The organism is Microbacterium sp. Ld4 (assembly GCF_045066555.1).
Lineage (GTDB): Bacteria > Actinomycetota > Actinomycetes > Actinomycetales > Microbacteriaceae > Microbacterium.
In genome coordinates this window covers 59066-73353 of sequence record NZ_JBISHE010000011.1, presented here as the reverse complement: position 1 = coordinate 73353, position 14288 = coordinate 59066, and the positions used below count along the sequence as shown (strand labels likewise).

Annotated in this window: 17 protein-coding genes and 2 tRNA genes; 7 read left to right on the top strand and 12 right to left on the bottom strand. The window is 69.5% G+C overall.

Annotated features, from left to right (window positions below):
* Nucleotides 1–24: 24 nt before the first annotated feature.
* From ACJJV7_RS07510 to ACJJV7_RS07495, 4 genes are all read right to left on the bottom strand, one after another.
* Nucleotides 25–100: transfer RNA gene (locus ACJJV7_RS07510), tRNA-His, on the bottom strand.
* 34 nt (nt 101–134) lie between these two features.
* On the bottom strand, nt 135–755 hold the full coding sequence (gene orn / locus ACJJV7_RS07505; protein ID WP_405376035.1) for an oligoribonuclease: 621 nt from the start codon (nt 753–755) through the stop codon (nt 135–137).
* A gap of 44 nt (nt 756–799) precedes the next feature.
* Nucleotides 800–871: transfer RNA gene (locus ACJJV7_RS07500), tRNA-Arg, on the bottom strand.
* 42 nt (nt 872–913) lie between these two features.
* Nucleotides 914–1537 carry a YitT family protein gene (locus ACJJV7_RS07495; RefSeq protein ID WP_405376037.1) on the bottom strand — a complete coding sequence of 208 codons (624 nt, stop codon included), beginning with the start codon at nt 1535–1537 and terminating at the stop codon, nt 914–916.
* A 61-nt stretch (nt 1538–1598) separates the two neighbouring features.
* On the opposite strand from ACJJV7_RS07495, the gene ACJJV7_RS07490 reads away from it, so the two are divergent.
* Nucleotides 1599–3014: a PLP-dependent aminotransferase family protein gene (locus ACJJV7_RS07490; protein WP_405376039.1), complete on the top strand. Its 1416-nt coding sequence runs from the start codon at nt 1599–1601 to the stop codon at nt 3012–3014.
* Between the two features lie 22 nt (nt 3015–3036).
* Here the strand turns inward: ACJJV7_RS07490 and ACJJV7_RS07485 are convergent, their stop codons facing one another.
* Nucleotides 3037–3288: a hypothetical protein gene (locus ACJJV7_RS07485; RefSeq protein WP_405376041.1), complete on the bottom strand. Its 252-nt coding sequence runs from the start codon at nt 3286–3288 to the stop codon at nt 3037–3039.
* A 128-nt stretch (nt 3289–3416) separates the two neighbouring features.
* On the opposite strand from ACJJV7_RS07485, the gene msrA reads away from it, so the two are divergent.
* The 5 genes from msrA to ACJJV7_RS07460 all read left to right on the top strand — a co-directional run bounded on the left by msrA (nt 3417) and on the right by ACJJV7_RS07460 (nt 7350).
* Nucleotides 3417–3944, top strand: coding sequence for a peptide-methionine (S)-S-oxide reductase MsrA (gene msrA, locus ACJJV7_RS07480; RefSeq protein ID WP_405376042.1), 528 nt, complete (start codon nt 3417–3419; stop codon nt 3942–3944).
* Between the two features lie 165 nt (nt 3945–4109).
* A complete protein-coding gene (locus tag ACJJV7_RS07475) occupies nt 4110–4592 on the top strand; it encodes a single-stranded DNA-binding protein (RefSeq protein ID WP_405376044.1) in 483 nt (160 codons plus the stop codon).
* Nucleotides 4593–4632: 40 nt separating this feature from the next.
* Nucleotides 4633–5163 (top strand): DUF6993 domain-containing protein, encoded by a 531-nt coding sequence (locus ACJJV7_RS07470; RefSeq protein WP_405376046.1) that lies wholly within the window; start codon nt 4633–4635, stop codon nt 5161–5163.
* A 35-nt stretch (nt 5164–5198) separates the two neighbouring features.
* On the top strand, nt 5199–6878 hold the full coding sequence (ettA, locus tag ACJJV7_RS07465) for an energy-dependent translational throttle protein EttA (RefSeq protein ID WP_405376048.1): 1680 nt from the start codon (nt 5199–5201) through the stop codon (nt 6876–6878).
* Nucleotides 6871–7350, top strand: coding sequence for an acyl-CoA thioesterase (locus ACJJV7_RS07460; protein WP_405376050.1), 480 nt, complete (start codon nt 6871–6873; stop codon nt 7348–7350). Before ettA ends, ACJJV7_RS07460 begins: the two co-directional genes overlap by 8 nt.
* Before the next feature lie 12 nt (nt 7351–7362).
* Here the strand turns inward: ACJJV7_RS07460 and ACJJV7_RS07455 are convergent, their stop codons facing one another.
* Nucleotides 7363–8241 carry an acyl-CoA thioesterase gene (locus ACJJV7_RS07455; RefSeq protein WP_405376207.1) on the bottom strand — a complete coding sequence of 293 codons (879 nt, stop codon included), beginning with the start codon at nt 8239–8241 and terminating at the stop codon, nt 7363–7365.
* Nucleotides 8242–8288: 47 nt separating this feature from the next.
* Here ACJJV7_RS07455 and ACJJV7_RS07450 point away from each other — a divergent pair, with 47 nt between their 5' ends.
* On the top strand, nt 8289–8957 hold the full coding sequence (locus ACJJV7_RS07450) for a hypothetical protein (RefSeq protein ID WP_405376051.1): 669 nt from the start codon (nt 8289–8291) through the stop codon (nt 8955–8957).
* A gap of 16 nt (nt 8958–8973) precedes the next feature.
* Here ACJJV7_RS07450 and ACJJV7_RS07445 read toward each other — a convergent pair whose 3' ends face one another.
* From ACJJV7_RS07445 to ACJJV7_RS07420, 6 genes are read right to left on the bottom strand one after another with little or no spacing between them, the layout of a single operon-like run.
* The gene (locus ACJJV7_RS07445) at nt 8974–9432 is read right to left on the bottom strand and encodes a globin (RefSeq protein WP_405376053.1); all 459 of its coding nucleotides are present in this window, start codon (nt 9430–9432) and stop codon (nt 8974–8976) included.
* Nucleotides 9429–10541 (bottom strand): mechanosensitive ion channel domain-containing protein, encoded by a 1113-nt coding sequence (locus ACJJV7_RS07440; RefSeq protein ID WP_405376054.1) that lies wholly within the window; start codon nt 10539–10541, stop codon nt 9429–9431. Before ACJJV7_RS07440 ends, ACJJV7_RS07445 begins: the two co-directional genes overlap by 4 nt.
* A 41-nt stretch (nt 10542–10582) precedes the next feature.
* Nucleotides 10583–11254, bottom strand: coding sequence for a response regulator (locus ACJJV7_RS07435; protein ID WP_405376056.1), 672 nt, complete (start codon nt 11252–11254; stop codon nt 10583–10585).
* Nucleotides 11251–12498 carry a sensor histidine kinase gene (locus tag ACJJV7_RS07430; RefSeq protein WP_405376058.1) on the bottom strand — a complete coding sequence of 416 codons (1248 nt, stop codon included), beginning with the start codon at nt 12496–12498 and terminating at the stop codon, nt 11251–11253. Before ACJJV7_RS07430 ends, ACJJV7_RS07435 begins: the two co-directional genes overlap by 4 nt.
* A 9-nt stretch (nt 12499–12507) precedes the next feature.
* Nucleotides 12508–13323, bottom strand: coding sequence for an ABC transporter permease subunit (locus ACJJV7_RS07425; RefSeq protein WP_405376060.1), 816 nt, complete (start codon nt 13321–13323; stop codon nt 12508–12510).
* The gene (locus ACJJV7_RS07420; RefSeq protein WP_405376061.1) at nt 13320–14234 is read right to left on the bottom strand and encodes an ABC transporter ATP-binding protein; all 915 of its coding nucleotides are present in this window, start codon (nt 14232–14234) and stop codon (nt 13320–13322) included. Before ACJJV7_RS07420 ends, ACJJV7_RS07425 begins: the two co-directional genes overlap by 4 nt.
* Nucleotides 14235–14288: the final 54 nt, after the last annotated feature.

Below are 14288 nucleotides of genomic sequence, written 5' to 3'. Positions count from 1 at the left end.
GGGCCCGTTCTGCCGCGTAAATACTGGGGTGAGTAACGGGACTTGAACCCGCGACCCCCTGGACCACAACCAGGTGCTCTACCAACTGAGCTATACCCACCATGCGCCCGTCTCCGGGCAACCACACAAGTGTATTACACGCCGGGCTTGAAAGACGACACGGCGATCGCAGCGGCGGCGCGAGCATCGTCGCTGGAAGGCCCGGGGGCGTCGACGAAAACGGTCTCGCGGTAATACGCGAGCTCTCGCACGCTCTCGCGGATGTCGGCCAGCGCTCGGTGGCCGCCTTCCTTCGCGGGGGCGTTGAAGTAGGCACGCGGGTACCAGCGTCGGGCGAGCTCTTTGACGCTCGAGACGTCGACGTTGCGGTAGTGGAGCCAGCGGTCGACCCGCGGCATGTAGCGCGCGAGGAACATCCTGTCGGTCCCGATCGTGTTCCCCGCCAACGGGGCTTTGCCCTCGGGAACGAAGCGCTGGATGTACTCGAGCACCTGGAACTCCGCGTCGGCGAGGCTCACTCCACCGGCGAGCTCATCGAGCAGGCCCGAGCTCTCGTGCATCTGCGTCACGAAGTCGTTCATGTTGGCGAGCGCGGACTCGTCGGGCTTCACCACGATCTGGAAGCCCAGGTCGATGACGTTGAGCTCGAAGTCCGTGATGACGACGGCCACCTCGATGATCTCGTCGACGCTGATGTCCAGCCCCGTCATCTCGCAGTCGATCCAGACGAGGCGGTCGTTCTCTGCTGACACCATGGGCTCCTAACGATGAGGCTCGCCGCCGGTGCGGGAACCGAGAGTCCCCCCAGGAGGATTCGAACCCCCGACCTTGCGGGTAGAAACCGCTCGCTCTTCCGCTGAGCTATGGAGGGAAGGACACTCGAAACCAGATTAGCGGTCCGCGGGGCGCGGGGTCAGACGACGGGAGATCGCGGGCCTGCCGGAGTCGGCGAAGGGCGGCGGGCGCCGAGGCGTGCCGACACATCCATGGCCAGGTGCACCGCCGGACCGATGAGGACGGCGAAGAGCACGGTACCCAGGCCGAGGGTTCCCCCGAGGAGCCAACCGAGGAGGAGGACCGTGCCCTCGACGACGAAGCGGCAGAACCAGATCGGCCACCCGAACCGGGTGTTCAGCCCGATCATGAGCCCGTCACGAGGTCCGGGTCCGAGGCGCGTGCCGATGTAGATCGCCGATGCGATCGCGATCATCGCGATCCCGACGAGGAAGACCACGGTGCCGAAGACGAACCCGCGCACCGGGGGGATGACGGCGAGGGCGCCCTGCATGACTGTGCCGACCACGAGGATGTTCGCGATGGTGCCGACACCGGGCCGCTGCCGGAGAGGGATCCACAGCAGCAGCACGACGGCGCCGAGGATCACGACGACCCACCCGATCCCGATCCCGGTCTGCAACGACAGCCCCTCGGCGAGGACCGTCCACGGGTCGAGTCCGATTCCGGCCTGGACCAGCAGGGCGCAGCCGATGCCGTACAGGGTGAGGCCGATGAGGAGTCGGATGAGGCGGCGGGTCATGACTCCATTCCATCCTATGATTGGCCTCATTCAATCAGTCCAATCCTCGATCGGTGGCTCCATGGACTCCCGCATCACCGCCCGCTCGCTCGCGGCGTCCCTCGGGGGATGGCGCACGCGGACGCCCACCTATGAAGCCCTCGCCGACGGCATCCGACTGCTCTGTCTCGACAATCGGATCGCCGCGCACACCGTCCTCCCGGCAGAACGCGAGCTCGCGAGCGCGCTCGCCCTCAGCCGCTCCACCGTGGCCGCCGCCTACCGAAGCCTCCGCGCCACCGGACACATCGACAGTGTCCGCGGGTCGGGGAGCGTGACTCTGCCGCAGATCCGCCGGGCGTCCGAGCGGGTCTTCAGCGCGGGAGAGGGCATCGACCTGCAGCAGGCGAGCCCCGCCGCCTGGCCCGGTCTCGCGGGGATCATCGCCGACGTCGCCGCGGATGCCGCCTCGCTCGTCGGCAGACCGGGTTACGACATCGTCGGGAGCACCGCGCTCCGGACGGCGGTCGCCGATCGGTACACGGCACGCGGGATCCCGACGGCGCCGGACGAGATTCTGATCACGACCGGCGGTCAGCACGCCATCCACCTCGTCACGACGGCGCTCCTCCGCCGCGGCGACGCGGTGGTCATGGAGACCCCCACCTATCCGCACGCCGCGGAAGCGGTGCGCGCGACGGGAGCGCGACTCAGCGGCATCCCCGTGAGCACCGAGACGGGCTGGGACCTCGACCGCGCCGAGCAGGTCTTCCGGCGCGTCCGCCCGACGGTGGGCTATCTGATGCCCTGGTTCCAGAATCCGACCGGGGCGGTCATGACGCCTCGGGAGATCGTGACCATCCGGTCTGCCGCCGCCGCTGCCGGAACCGTCCTCATCATCGACGAGACGACCGCAGAGCTGGCCATCGAGGATCCCGGGCCCATCGACGCGGATTTCGGAGCCGGTGCCATTCGCATCGGCTCTCTCGGGAAGACCGTCTGGGGCGGGCTGCGGATCGGCTGGGTGCGGGCCGAAGCCACGATGATCCGGCGCCTCATCGCGCTCAGGCCCTCTCGGGACCTCGGCACTCCCGAACTCGAGCAGGCGATCGCCACCCGGCTCCTGCGCATGATGCCCGAGATCCTGCCGCAGCGGAGCGCCCTCCTGCGCATCGGCCGGGACACGGTCGCGAGCGCATTGCGTTCACGCCTGCCGGAGTGGCAGATTCCCGACGTCCGCGGAGGGGTCTCGCTGTGGGTCGGCCTCGATGCGCCCCTCAGCGGGGCCCTCGTGATGGCAGCCGGGGGCCGGGGCGTGTACCTGTCCGCCGGTCCGCGGTTCGCCCTCGAAGGCGGTCACGACGGTCACCTCCGCATCCCGTTCACGGGGCCGCCCGATCAGCTCCGGCGAGCTGTCGACGTCCTCGCGGATCTGTGGCCGCAGGTGCGCCAGGGCGCACCTGCGGTGGCGACCGACGCGATGGCCGCGATCGTCTGACCAGCGCGCGAGGAGTCACCGCTCAGCGTGAGTCGTGCAGCGCGGCGAGGGCGTCTCCGAGCGCCCAGAAGGAGCCGACCTCGAGAAACGCACCGACACCGGCGTGGTAGCGCCGGGCAGAGTAGCGCACTCCACCGGCATCGTTCAGCTCGGCCAGATGCCCGACCACGATGCCCTGGCCGTCGACGACGCGCCAGAGCACCGGCGAGACCCGGCGCAGGTCATATCCTCGAAGCCGGGCGGAAAGGTTCGAAACGACGTCAGCGGTAATCACGGTGCTCCCTTCGGCTGCGGCCGACGCTACGCCGGGCCTCCGACATCGCGTCGGAGCCGCTCGCACCGGAACACCCGGGGGGTCGTCGGTGTTGTCCCGGAAGACGAAAACGTGCAGAGGAGATCTCGATGACGAAGACATATGTACTGGCCGGCGGTTGTTTCTGGTGCTTGGATGCCGCATACCGCGCGCTCGAAGGCGTGAGCGACGTGGAATCGGGCTACATCGGCGGATCGGTCGACGCGCCGTCCTACGAGCAGGTGTGCACGGGGACCACCGGACATGCCGAAGCGGTGAAGGTGACGTTCGACCCCGACGTCATCCCCTCGGACGTGATCCTCGACGCCTTCTTCACGATGCACGATCCCCGGCAGCTGAACCGGCAGGGCAACGACGTGGGCACGCAGTACCGCTCGGCGATGTTCCCCGCCGATGACGAGCAGCGCGAAGAGTTCAGTCGTGCTGCGGAGCGGGCCTCGGAATGGTGGGGTGGCGGTCTGGTAACCACCACCGAGCCGCTGGGCGAGTTCTTCCCCGCGGAGGACTACCACCAGGACTTCTTCACGAAGAACCCCGGCCAGGGCTACTGCCTGGCCGTCGCCGTGCCGAAGGTCAACAAGGTTCGCGCCCGGTTCGGGCAGTACGCCCGAGCCTGACGCCTCCTCCCCAACGGCACCGCCCCCGGACCTCCCCACGGTTCGGCGGCGGTGCCGTTCTTCGTGTGCGCTGCAGGGCGATCCTGAGAGGGCTCCGGCGTCCGACGGGCACGCGGGCGCCGGAGCAGCCCGGGGATCCGCCCCGGCATCCGAGAGGAGCACCCTATGAAGGACCACATCACCATCGTCGGCAACGTCGGCGCGCCGCCCGAACTGCGACGCGGCCCTGATGGCGTCGCCATCGCATCGTTCCGCGTGGCGAGCACCGATCGCCGTCGCGATCCGAAGACCAACGAGTGGACCGACGGTCCGACGAGCTGGTATTCGGTCTCCGCCTTCCGGGCACTGGGCGAGAACGTCCTCGCCTCCATCCGCCGCGGACAGCGGGTCGTCGTGACCGGCACGCTCGAGATCCGGGAGTGGGAGAGCGGAGAGAAGTCCGGCACCTCGGCGCAGATCGTGGCGGATGCCGTCGGTCACGACCTGAAGTTCGCGACGACGGTCGCCACGCCCGTGCGGCGCCCCGACGATGGCGGGTCCGCTGCAGCCGAGGAGGGCGCCGTGGGGACGGTTCCTGAGCACGAGGGCGAGCTGGTCGGTGCGGGCGCGTCCGGCTGGGCACCTGCGCCGGGGGAGACGCCGTACTGATCCCAGGGGCCTCATGGGTCGCACCCCCTAGAATCCTCGCGTGCGCCGACACCCGACCCCGACGATGTCCCGCCTTCTCGCCGCAGTGCTCGGCGTGGGGGTGATCGTCGGCGCCGTGGGATGCACGCCCGGGGGTGCGACCCCCGATCCCGCTGTCAGCAGCGCGAGCGGCGAGTCGGCGGCGCCGGCCACGGCCGCGCCGACGGACAGCCCCGAGCCCACGTCCACGGCGACCCCCGACAGCGACGCCGACACGAGTGCGGCCGAGGCGGAGCTCCCGGCGTTCACCGAGGTGATGGATGCCGTCTGGGCGGATTCGAGGTCGGTCGCCGGCCGCGACTACATCGATGCGCTCGTCGACGCGGGGTTCGAGAAGGACGCGATGGAGGTCACCCGAGACCGCACGACCGTCGACAACCCGGCCGACAGCATCCAGTTCTCCGTTCGCGTGGGAGACGGCTGCCTCGTCGGGCAGGTCGGTCCGTCGGTCGACGGGCCGGTGGCGCGGGTTCTGCCGGAGGTCCCGGGCGGAACCTGCCTCATCGGGGAGACCCGTCCAATCGACTGGTGATCGGCCGGCGCGGCCCCGCGTAGACTCGACTCGTTATGGCTGAGTACATCTACTCCATGGTCCGCGCCCGCAAGTCCGTCGGCGAGAAGCTCATTCTCGACGACGTGACGATGGCTTTCCTCCCCGGAGCGAAGATCGGCATGGTCGGGCCCAACGGCGCCGGCAAGTCGACGATCCTCAAGATCATGGCGGGTCTCGACACGCCATCGAACGGCGAGGCGAAGCTCTCGCCCGGGTTCACCGTCGGCATCCTCATGCAGGAGCCCGAACTCGACGAGACGAAGACCGTCCTCGAGAACATCGAAGACGGCGTGGCCATCAAGCCGAAGCTCGATCGGTTCAACGAGATCTCGGCCCTGATGGCCGACCCGGATGCCGATTTCGACGCGCTGCTCGCCGAGATGGGCACCCTCCAGGAGGAGATCGACGCCGCCGACGGCTGGGACCTCGACTCCCAGCTCGGTCAGGCGATGGACGCCCTGCGCACGCCGCCCGCCGACGCGGACATCGCCCCCCTCTCGGGTGGTGAGCGCCGCCGCGTCGCCCTCGCGAAGCTGCTGCTTCAGAAGCCCGACCTGCTGCTCCTCGACGAGCCCACGAACCACCTCGACGCCGAGAGCGTGCTCTGGCTCGAGCAGCACCTCCAGGCCTACAAGGGCGCCGTCATCGCCATCACACACGACCGGTACTTCCTCGACAACGTCGCGGAGTGGATCGCCGAGGTCGACCGCGGTCGCCTCATCGGCTACGAGGGCAACTACTCGACCTATCTCGAGAAGAAGGGCGAGCGCCTCGAAGTCCAGGGCAAGAAGGACGCCAAGCTCGCCAAGCGCCTGAAGGAAGAGCTCGAGTGGGTCCGCAGCAGCGCGAAGGGCCGCCAGACGAAGTCGAAGGCGCGTCTCGCGCGCTATGAGGAGATGGCCTCCGAGGCAGAGCGCACCCGCAAGCTCGACTTCGAGGAGATCTCGATCCCGCCGGGACCGCGCCTGGGCAGTGTCGTCATCGAAGCGAAGAAGCTCCAGAAGGGCTTCGACGGGCGGTCGCTGATCGACGGTCTGAGCTTCAGTCTGCCGCCGAACGGCATCGTCGGCGTGATCGGCCCGAACGGCGTCGGCAAGACGACGCTCTTCAAGACGATCGTCGGCCTCGAGCCCCTCGACGGTGGCGACCTCAAGATCGGCGAGACCGTCAAGATCAGCTACGTCGACCAGTCGCGCTCCAACATCGACCCGAACAAGACGCTGTGGGAGGTTGTCTCCGACGGGCTCGACATCATCACGGTCGGCAAGACCGAGATCCCATCGCGCGCGTACGTCTCCAAGTTCGGCTTCAAGGGGCCCGACCAGCAGAAGAAGGCCGGCGTGCTCTCCGGCGGTGAGCGCAACCGTCTCAACCTGGCGCTCACGCTCAAGGAGGGCGGCAACCTGCTTCTCCTCGACGAGCCCACGAACGATCTCGACGTCGAGACGCTGAGCTCGCTCGAGAACGCGCTGCTCGAGTTCCCCGGCTGCGCCGTGGTCATCACACACGACCGGTGGTTCCTCGACCGCATCGCGACGCACATCCTGGCCTACGAAGGCACCGCCGAGAATCCTGACCGCTGGTACTGGTTCGAGGGCAACTTCGAAGCGTACGAGTCGAACAAGGTCGAGCGCCTCGGCGCCGACGCCGCGAACCCCGCGAAGTCGACCTACCGCAAGCTCACGCGTGACTGAGACCCGCATCTCGGTTCCGATCCACCTGCGCTGGGGTGATCTGGACGCCTACAACCACGTCAACAACGCCTCGATGCTCAAGCTCCTCGAGGAGGCGCGGGTTCGGGCGTTCTGGATCCCCCGCAAGGGTGAGCTGGTGCCGACCACCGCGGTCATCGACGCCACGGCGGGAAGCGGGGAGCTCACCCTGATCGCCCGGCAGGAGATCGAGTACCTCGCGCCGGTGCCGTACCAGCGGGACCCGATCGACGTGCAGATGTGGTTCGGCAAGATCGGCGGTTCGTCTGCCGAGGTCTGCTACGAGGTTTACAGCCCCGTGACCACCGAACCGCGCGTCCTGTACGCGCGTGCATCGACCGTGATCGTGCAGGTGGATGCCGTCTCGGGGCGCCCGGTGCGCCTGTCGCCGTCGATCCGGGCGGCGTGGGAGCCCTACGTCGGGGAGTCGCTTCCGCCCCTCGGGCGTCGCTGACGGCCGTCGGCGTCAGTCGGCGTCCGGCACCCGCACCATGATCTCCTGCGCGACGGATGCCACGAGGAGACCTTCCCGTGTGAAGATGCGTCCGGCGGCGAGCCCTCGGCCCGCCTGCGCACTGGGCGACTGCTGGACGTAGAGCATCCACCGGTCGACCCGCGCGGGCCGGTGCCACCACATCGCATGATCGAGGCTCGCGACTTTCAGTCCCGGCGTTCCCCAGGAGATCCCGTGGGCGCGGAGCACCGATTCCTGGATCGTGAGGTCGCTCATGTATGCCAACGCGGCGCGGTGAAGACGGCGGTCGTCGGGCAGTTCGCCGCGGGTCCGGATCCAGACGGCCTGGTGGGGGACGTGTTCGCCGTCCACGCGCGCGTAGATGGGAGAGGAGACGTGCCTGATCTCGATCGGGCTTCCGTCGAAGTGTCGCCTGCTCATGGGGTGCAGCCCCTCGAGTCCGTCGTCGTTGCCGAGCTCTTCGGGGGTCGGGATGCCGGTGGGCATGGGGTCGTGATGCTCGATGCCGACAGCATCCGTCTCGAAGGAGGAGATCATCGAGAAGATCGGCACCCCGTCCTGGAACGCCTGGGTCCGGCGCGTGGAGAAGGACCGCCCGTCGTGGATCCGATCGACGGAGAACGTCATTCCCCGGGTCGAATCCCCCGGGCGGAGGAAGTAGCCGTGCATCGAGTGCGCCGCCCGACCCTCGTCGACCGTGCGCTCCGCCGCGACGATCGCCTGAGCGAGCACCTGACCGCCGAACACCCGGCCGAGCGGCATGTGCTGCGAGACCCCGGTGAAGATGTCCTCCGTCGTGCGCGCATCGGTCGACGCGAGGTCGAGCACCGTGAGCAGGCGGGCGACAGTATCGTGTTCCGTCACGTCGATCCTCTCGTGTCGGCCGCGTTCGCAGCCGGGTTGCTAGTTTAGGTCTGATGGCCCCTCAGCTCGTTTTCCCCGACCCGCGGGCAGCGGCTGATCTGCTCACCTTCTCCGGTCGTGCGGCCCGGCTCGGCGATCCGGCGATCCGCATCCGCGCGGCAGCCGGAACGATGGCCGTCTCTGCGGCGCCCCTGTCGCCCCGCGGCTTCGGAGACGACGTGCCGACCGTTCTGGGGATGAGATTCCTCCCGTGCGATGACGAGCTCGAGTGCGACCTCGTCGTCGACGCCGCGACGCTCGGCGCCGGCGTCGCCGCCGGAACGGTCGCGCTTCCCGACAGCGGCGTGTCCGCGGCGTGGGCGGGGATCTCACCCCCGCGCGCGGGATGGATGCCGAGCGGCTCGGTGGATTCGGCTCGGCTCGAAGCCGCCGCCCGGCGCGGCGTCGCCGACGTCGCATCGGCGCTCCCGGCGACTCCGGGTGAGGACATCGTGCGGACGGTGCGCGCCGCGATCTGGGGCCGCGAGGACGATCAGCTCGGCGGCATCGTCGCGGGCGCCGCGTTCGCGGCCGATGCCCTCGGCTTCCTGAGCGGCGCGGAGCAGGCTCCGGTCTTCCGCAACGGCACCTGGACCCGGCTCACCCTGCGCCGCGGTCACGTCCTGGTGCGGGCCGGCAATCCGACGGGGCTCACGACCGTCCGTGCGACGGGCGGTCGCTGACGAGGCGAGCACCGTGTCAGGCGGGCGGCACCTCGGGATGCAGGGGGAGCGACGTCGACCCGGCTCCGCGACGCGGACCGATCCCCGTGGGCTCGAAGGTGTTGACCATGGCGTGAGCAGCCCGCTGGAGGTAGTCCCACAGCGTCGCCTCGTGGAGAGGCGACAGCCCGAGCTCGTCGACGGCCGTGCGCATGTGGTGCAACCAGCGGTCGCGCGCATCGGGGTTCACGTGGAAGGGCCTGTGACGCATGCGCAGCCGCGGATGCCCGCGGGTCTCGCCGTACGTGGTCGGCCCGCCCCAGTACTGCTCCAGGAAGAGCAGGAGGCGTTCCTCCGCGGGGGCGAGGTCTTCTTCCGGGTACATCGGCTTCAGGACCTCGTCCGAGGCGACCCCTCGGTAGAACGTGGCGACGAGCCGGGCGAACGTGGGCCGCCCGCCGACCTCGTCGTAGAAGGACGGCGAGGTGTCGCTCACGGCTTCTCCTCTTCGGACCTCGGTCTGGTCGCCTGCGGATCAGCCGCACCGGGCGCCTGATCGGCGGCGCCGGCACTCCTGCGCGGTCGCCACAGGAAACGAGCAGGGGCGGCCGGTGGTGTCACGGGATGCGGTTTGGTCTTGGGCGGGTTCGCACCCCGCACGCTCTGCGCGCCTTCCGCGCCGGTGAGCACGACGGCGTCGAGCTGGGGGATCTCCACGCCCAGCCCTTCCACGGCCGCCTTCACCCGCCGGCGAAGCGCGCGCGACACGTCGTCCTTCGCGTTCGGGCGGGTGCGGACGACCAATCGGGTGATGACCGCATCGCCGGTGACCGACTCGAGGCCCCACAGCTCGGGCTTCTCGATGATGCGGGAGCGCCACTTTGGTTCACGCACCAGATCCTTCGCGGCCGCGAGCATGGCGTCCTCGACGGCCTCGATGTCGGCATCCGGCGTGACCCCGACGTCGAGGATGACGCGGGCCCACCCCTGCGACATGTTGCCGATGCGGGTGATCTCGCCGTTGCGGACGAACCACAGGGTGCCGTTCACATCGCGGACATGCGTGACCCGCACGCTCACGTACTCGACGATGCCCGTGGCGAGCCCGACGTCCACCACATCGCCGATGCCGATCTGATCCTCCGCGACGATGAAGATGCCGTTCAGGACGTCCTTGACGATGTTCTGCGCGCCGAAACCGAGCCCGGCGCCGATCGCTGCCGACAGCAGGGTGAACGACGCGAGGATGTCCGGGTTGAGCGTTCCGACGATCAGGAGCACCGCGACGATGCCGATCGTCACGTTCACGATGTTCGTCAGGATCGACCCGAGCGTGCGCGTGCGCTGGACGACGCGGACCTGGGCGAGCGGAGTCATGTCGATCGCGCGGGTGTCGTCCGCTTCTGCTCGAGACTTCGCTCCCGTCACGATCCGGTCGACGACGCGCCGGATCAGCAGGCGCATGAGCCACGCGAGCAGCAGCGCGCCGACGACGATCAGCCCGACACGGGCCGCGACCCAGCCGGCATCCATCAGGAAGGTCAGGACGCCGTCGCCGAGGGCGTTCCAGTCCACGTCCTGGGGGGCAGTGATCGACGTGTTCATCCGGTCGATTCTACCGCCGCGCGCGGCAGTTCCGATTGTGGTCAATGGGGATCGCCGGGCGCCGCGAGGCCGTGCGCGATGAGGACGGCGTGCACGCGATCACGAGCGGGCAGCTTGGCGAGCACGCGGCCGACGTGCGTCTTGACGGTCGATTCGCCGAGGAACAGCTCGGCCGCGATCTCGGGATTGGTGAGACCGCGGGCCATCGCCTCGAGGATCTGCTGCTCGCGCGCGGTGAGGACGTCCGGGACGACGGGCACCGGGGCCGCTCCGCCCGATGCCGCCACGAGGTCGATCATGCGCCTCGTGATCCGCGGCGACAGGGTCGCCTCGCCCGCGGCGACCGACCTCACCGCGGCGACGAGCTCGGGCCCGCCGGCATCCTTGAGCAGGAATCCGCCGGCGCCCGCACGCAGCGCTCCGACGGCGTACTCGTCGAGGTCGAAGGTCGTCAGCACGAGCACTCGGGTGCCCGGGTGCTCGCGGCTGATCCGGCCGGTCGCCTCGATCCCGTCCATGCCGGGCATCCGCACATCCATGAGGACCACATCGGGGGAGTGGGCGGCCACGGCCCGCACGGCCTCGGCGCCGTCTGCGGCTTCGGCGACGACGACGATTCCGCCGGCCTCGAGGACCATGCGGAAACCCAACCGGATGAGCGCCTGGTCGTCGGCGATCACCACGCGGATCGGATCGGCGGACGGTTCGGTCATGAGTCCTCCTGGAGCCTGGGGAGATGAGCGCGGACGACCCAGCCCCGCGCGCCGTAGCCGGCTGTGACGGTTCCCCCCGTGACCTCGACGCGCTCTCGAAGGCCCTGCAGTCCGTACCCGGGGCTCGGCGGATCCGGGCGCCGGGCACCGTCGTCGGTCACGACGATGTCGATGCCCGCGGGGGCGTAGGCGATCGAGATCGTGATCTGGGTCGCGTCCTTCGCGTGCCGCATGGCGTTGGTCACCGCCTCCTGGACGATGCGGGAGACGGCGAGCTGGGTGCCCCCGGCCACCCACGACGGGTCGCCGGTCACGGTGAGGCGGGTCTCGTAGCCGGCCGCGCGCGCCGATGCGACGGTCTCCCGGGTCGTGTCGCGGACGAGCGGCTCGAGGGGAGCCTCGCTCGGCTGTCGCAGGATGCCGAGGGTCGCCCTCATGTCTCGGAGGGCTTCCCGGCCGGTGGCCGCTATCGCGGTCGCGCCGGGACGCGTGCGATCGGTGTCGGTCGATGCGGCGACGCCCTCCGCGAGGGCGACCATCACGGTCAGGGAGTGGGCGACGATGTCGTGCAGCTCACGCGCGATGCGTTCGCGCTCCGACGCGGCGGCGAGCTGCGCCTGCTGGTCGCGCTCGTTCTCGAGCCGGTGGGAGTGCTCGATGAGGGCCTCGACGTAGCGTGCGCGGCTGCTGACGTTGGCGCCGACGAGGCCGCCGATCACCGCGCTGACGCCCTGCCCCACGAAGGAGTTCCAGGCGATCATCGGGGGGATCGCGCCGGCGACGGCGAGGGCTGCGGCCGTCAGGCCGAGGAGTCCGAGTCCGATGGCGGCGGCGACCAGTGCCGCCCCCGAGCCGCGGTAGACAGTCAGGGCATAGACGGCGAAGAAGACGAGCGGTCCGCCGATGGGGAGCGGCGCAAGCAGGTAGGCGTGCGCGACGACGATGGCGACGACGAACACCGCCACGGGGAACCGCCGCCGCCACAGGAGCGCCGCGCACCCCAGGGCGACCGCCGCGTTGACCCACGGCCCGGTCGTGGGCCACGCCCGCCCCAGTCCCACGGCGTCTTCGAGGCCTCGCGAGAAGGAGGCGACCGGGACGAGGGAGAGCGCCAGGCACAGCAGCGCGATCAGGATGTCAGCGAAGACGGGGTGCCTCGACCAGAACCGGCGGAACACTCCGGGCGGACGCGGAAGCCGCAGCTCCTCCTCAGACGAGGACGAACTGCGGCTTCCGGACGTCACGTGATGACCTTACGCGTCGCGCCCTCGGAGCACGGCCCAGCCTGCGACCAGAGCCGCCAGGGGCCACGCGATGACCGAGATCAGCGCAGGAACGAACCCCTCACGGTCACCCGGCATCGCGACGGCGGCGCCAGCATTCGACGGAAGGTAGTCGCCGAGCTCCACGACCCACGCCCACGCCTCTCCGCCGATGGTGAAGATGCTCAGGATGATCGGAAGGACGAACAGGATGCCGACGGTCGCCGCGATCGCGCCGGCACCGTTGCGGATGATGAATCCCCAGCCGAGCCCGAGCAGTGCGTAGGTCGCCATCACGAAGACGCCGAGCGCGAGGGGGATCCAGGTCCTGTCGGCGTCGTCCCACGCGAAGCGGCTGTCACCGAGAAAAGGCGTGACCGCGAGGATGGAGAGTGCGCTCGTGACGATGGTCGTGACGGCGAGCGTCGCCGCCACGACGAGCGCCTTGGCGAGAAGGACCGTCCCACGCCGCGGTTCGGCCGTCAACGTCGAGCGGATCATGCCTGTCGAGTACTCGCCCGTGACCGCCATTGCGCCGAGGATGCCCGCCACGAGCATCGTGAACTGTGTCGGGATCAGGACGGCCGACACCGGGTCGAATCCGCCGTCGCTCCCGCTGAGCGCCCACGCGAAGAGCAGCGAGATGCCGACGGCGAGGACGACGGTGACACCGAGCGACCACCACGTCGAGCGCAGGGTGAAGAGCTTGACCGCCTCGCTGCGCACGAGTCGGGGGAACGAGAGCCGGTAGGTCGACGACACGGTGGTGGCCGCGTCGTCGGTGCGGGTCTGAACGGACGCACTCACTGTGCGACCTCCTTCGTCTGGTATTCGACAGAGCCGGCGGTGAGCGCGACATAGGCGTCTTCGAGAGAGCCCGAGCGCGGGGTGAGCTCGTGGAGCGCGATGTGGTGCGCCGCTGCGGCGTCGCCGACGGCCGCAGCCGACAGCCCCGAGATCTGCAGCAGGCCCGCCTCATCGGAGGTGACGGTCACGTCGGGGCCCGCGACGATGGTCGCGAGCTCGCCGGCCTGCGGCGATCTGACGGTGACGGTCGCGGTTGTCCACGCCGTCACGAGTTCGTCGATCGTGGCATCGGCGAGCACGCGCCCGCGGCCCAGGACGATGACGTGATCGGCTGTCATGGCCATCTCGCTCATGAGATGGCTGGACAGGAGCACGGTGCGGCCGGCTGCCGCCTGAGCGCGGACGAACTGTCGCACCCACCGCACACCCTCAGGGTCGAGTCCGTTGACCGGCTCGTCGAGGATCAGCGTGCGAGGGTCGCCCAGGAGAGCCGCGGCGATCCCGAGACGCTGACCCATGCCGAGCGAGAACTTGCCCGCGCGACGGTCGGCGACCGCGCCCAGACCGGTGATCTCGATGACCTCGTCGACTCTCGAACGGGGGATGCCGTGCGTCGCCGCCATCGCCCTGAGGTGGTTCCGGGCGCTCCGCCCGGTGTGGACGGCCTTCGCGTCGAGCAGGATCCCGACCGATGTGAGAGGCGACCGCAGCGAGTGGTAGTCCTCACCGTCGATCGTGACGGTGCCCGCGGTGGGCTTGTCGAGGCCCACGATCATCCGCATCGTGGTCGACTTGCCGGCACCGTTCGGGCCGAGGAAGCCCGTCACCTTGCCTGATTGGACGGTGAAGTCCACGCCGTCGACGGCGGTCTTGTCTCCGTACCTCTTCGTGAGTCCTTCTGCAACGATCATGGCTCCACGCTAGGTCGACGGGCGTGCCCGCCGCGTCCTCCTCGGGTGCCGATG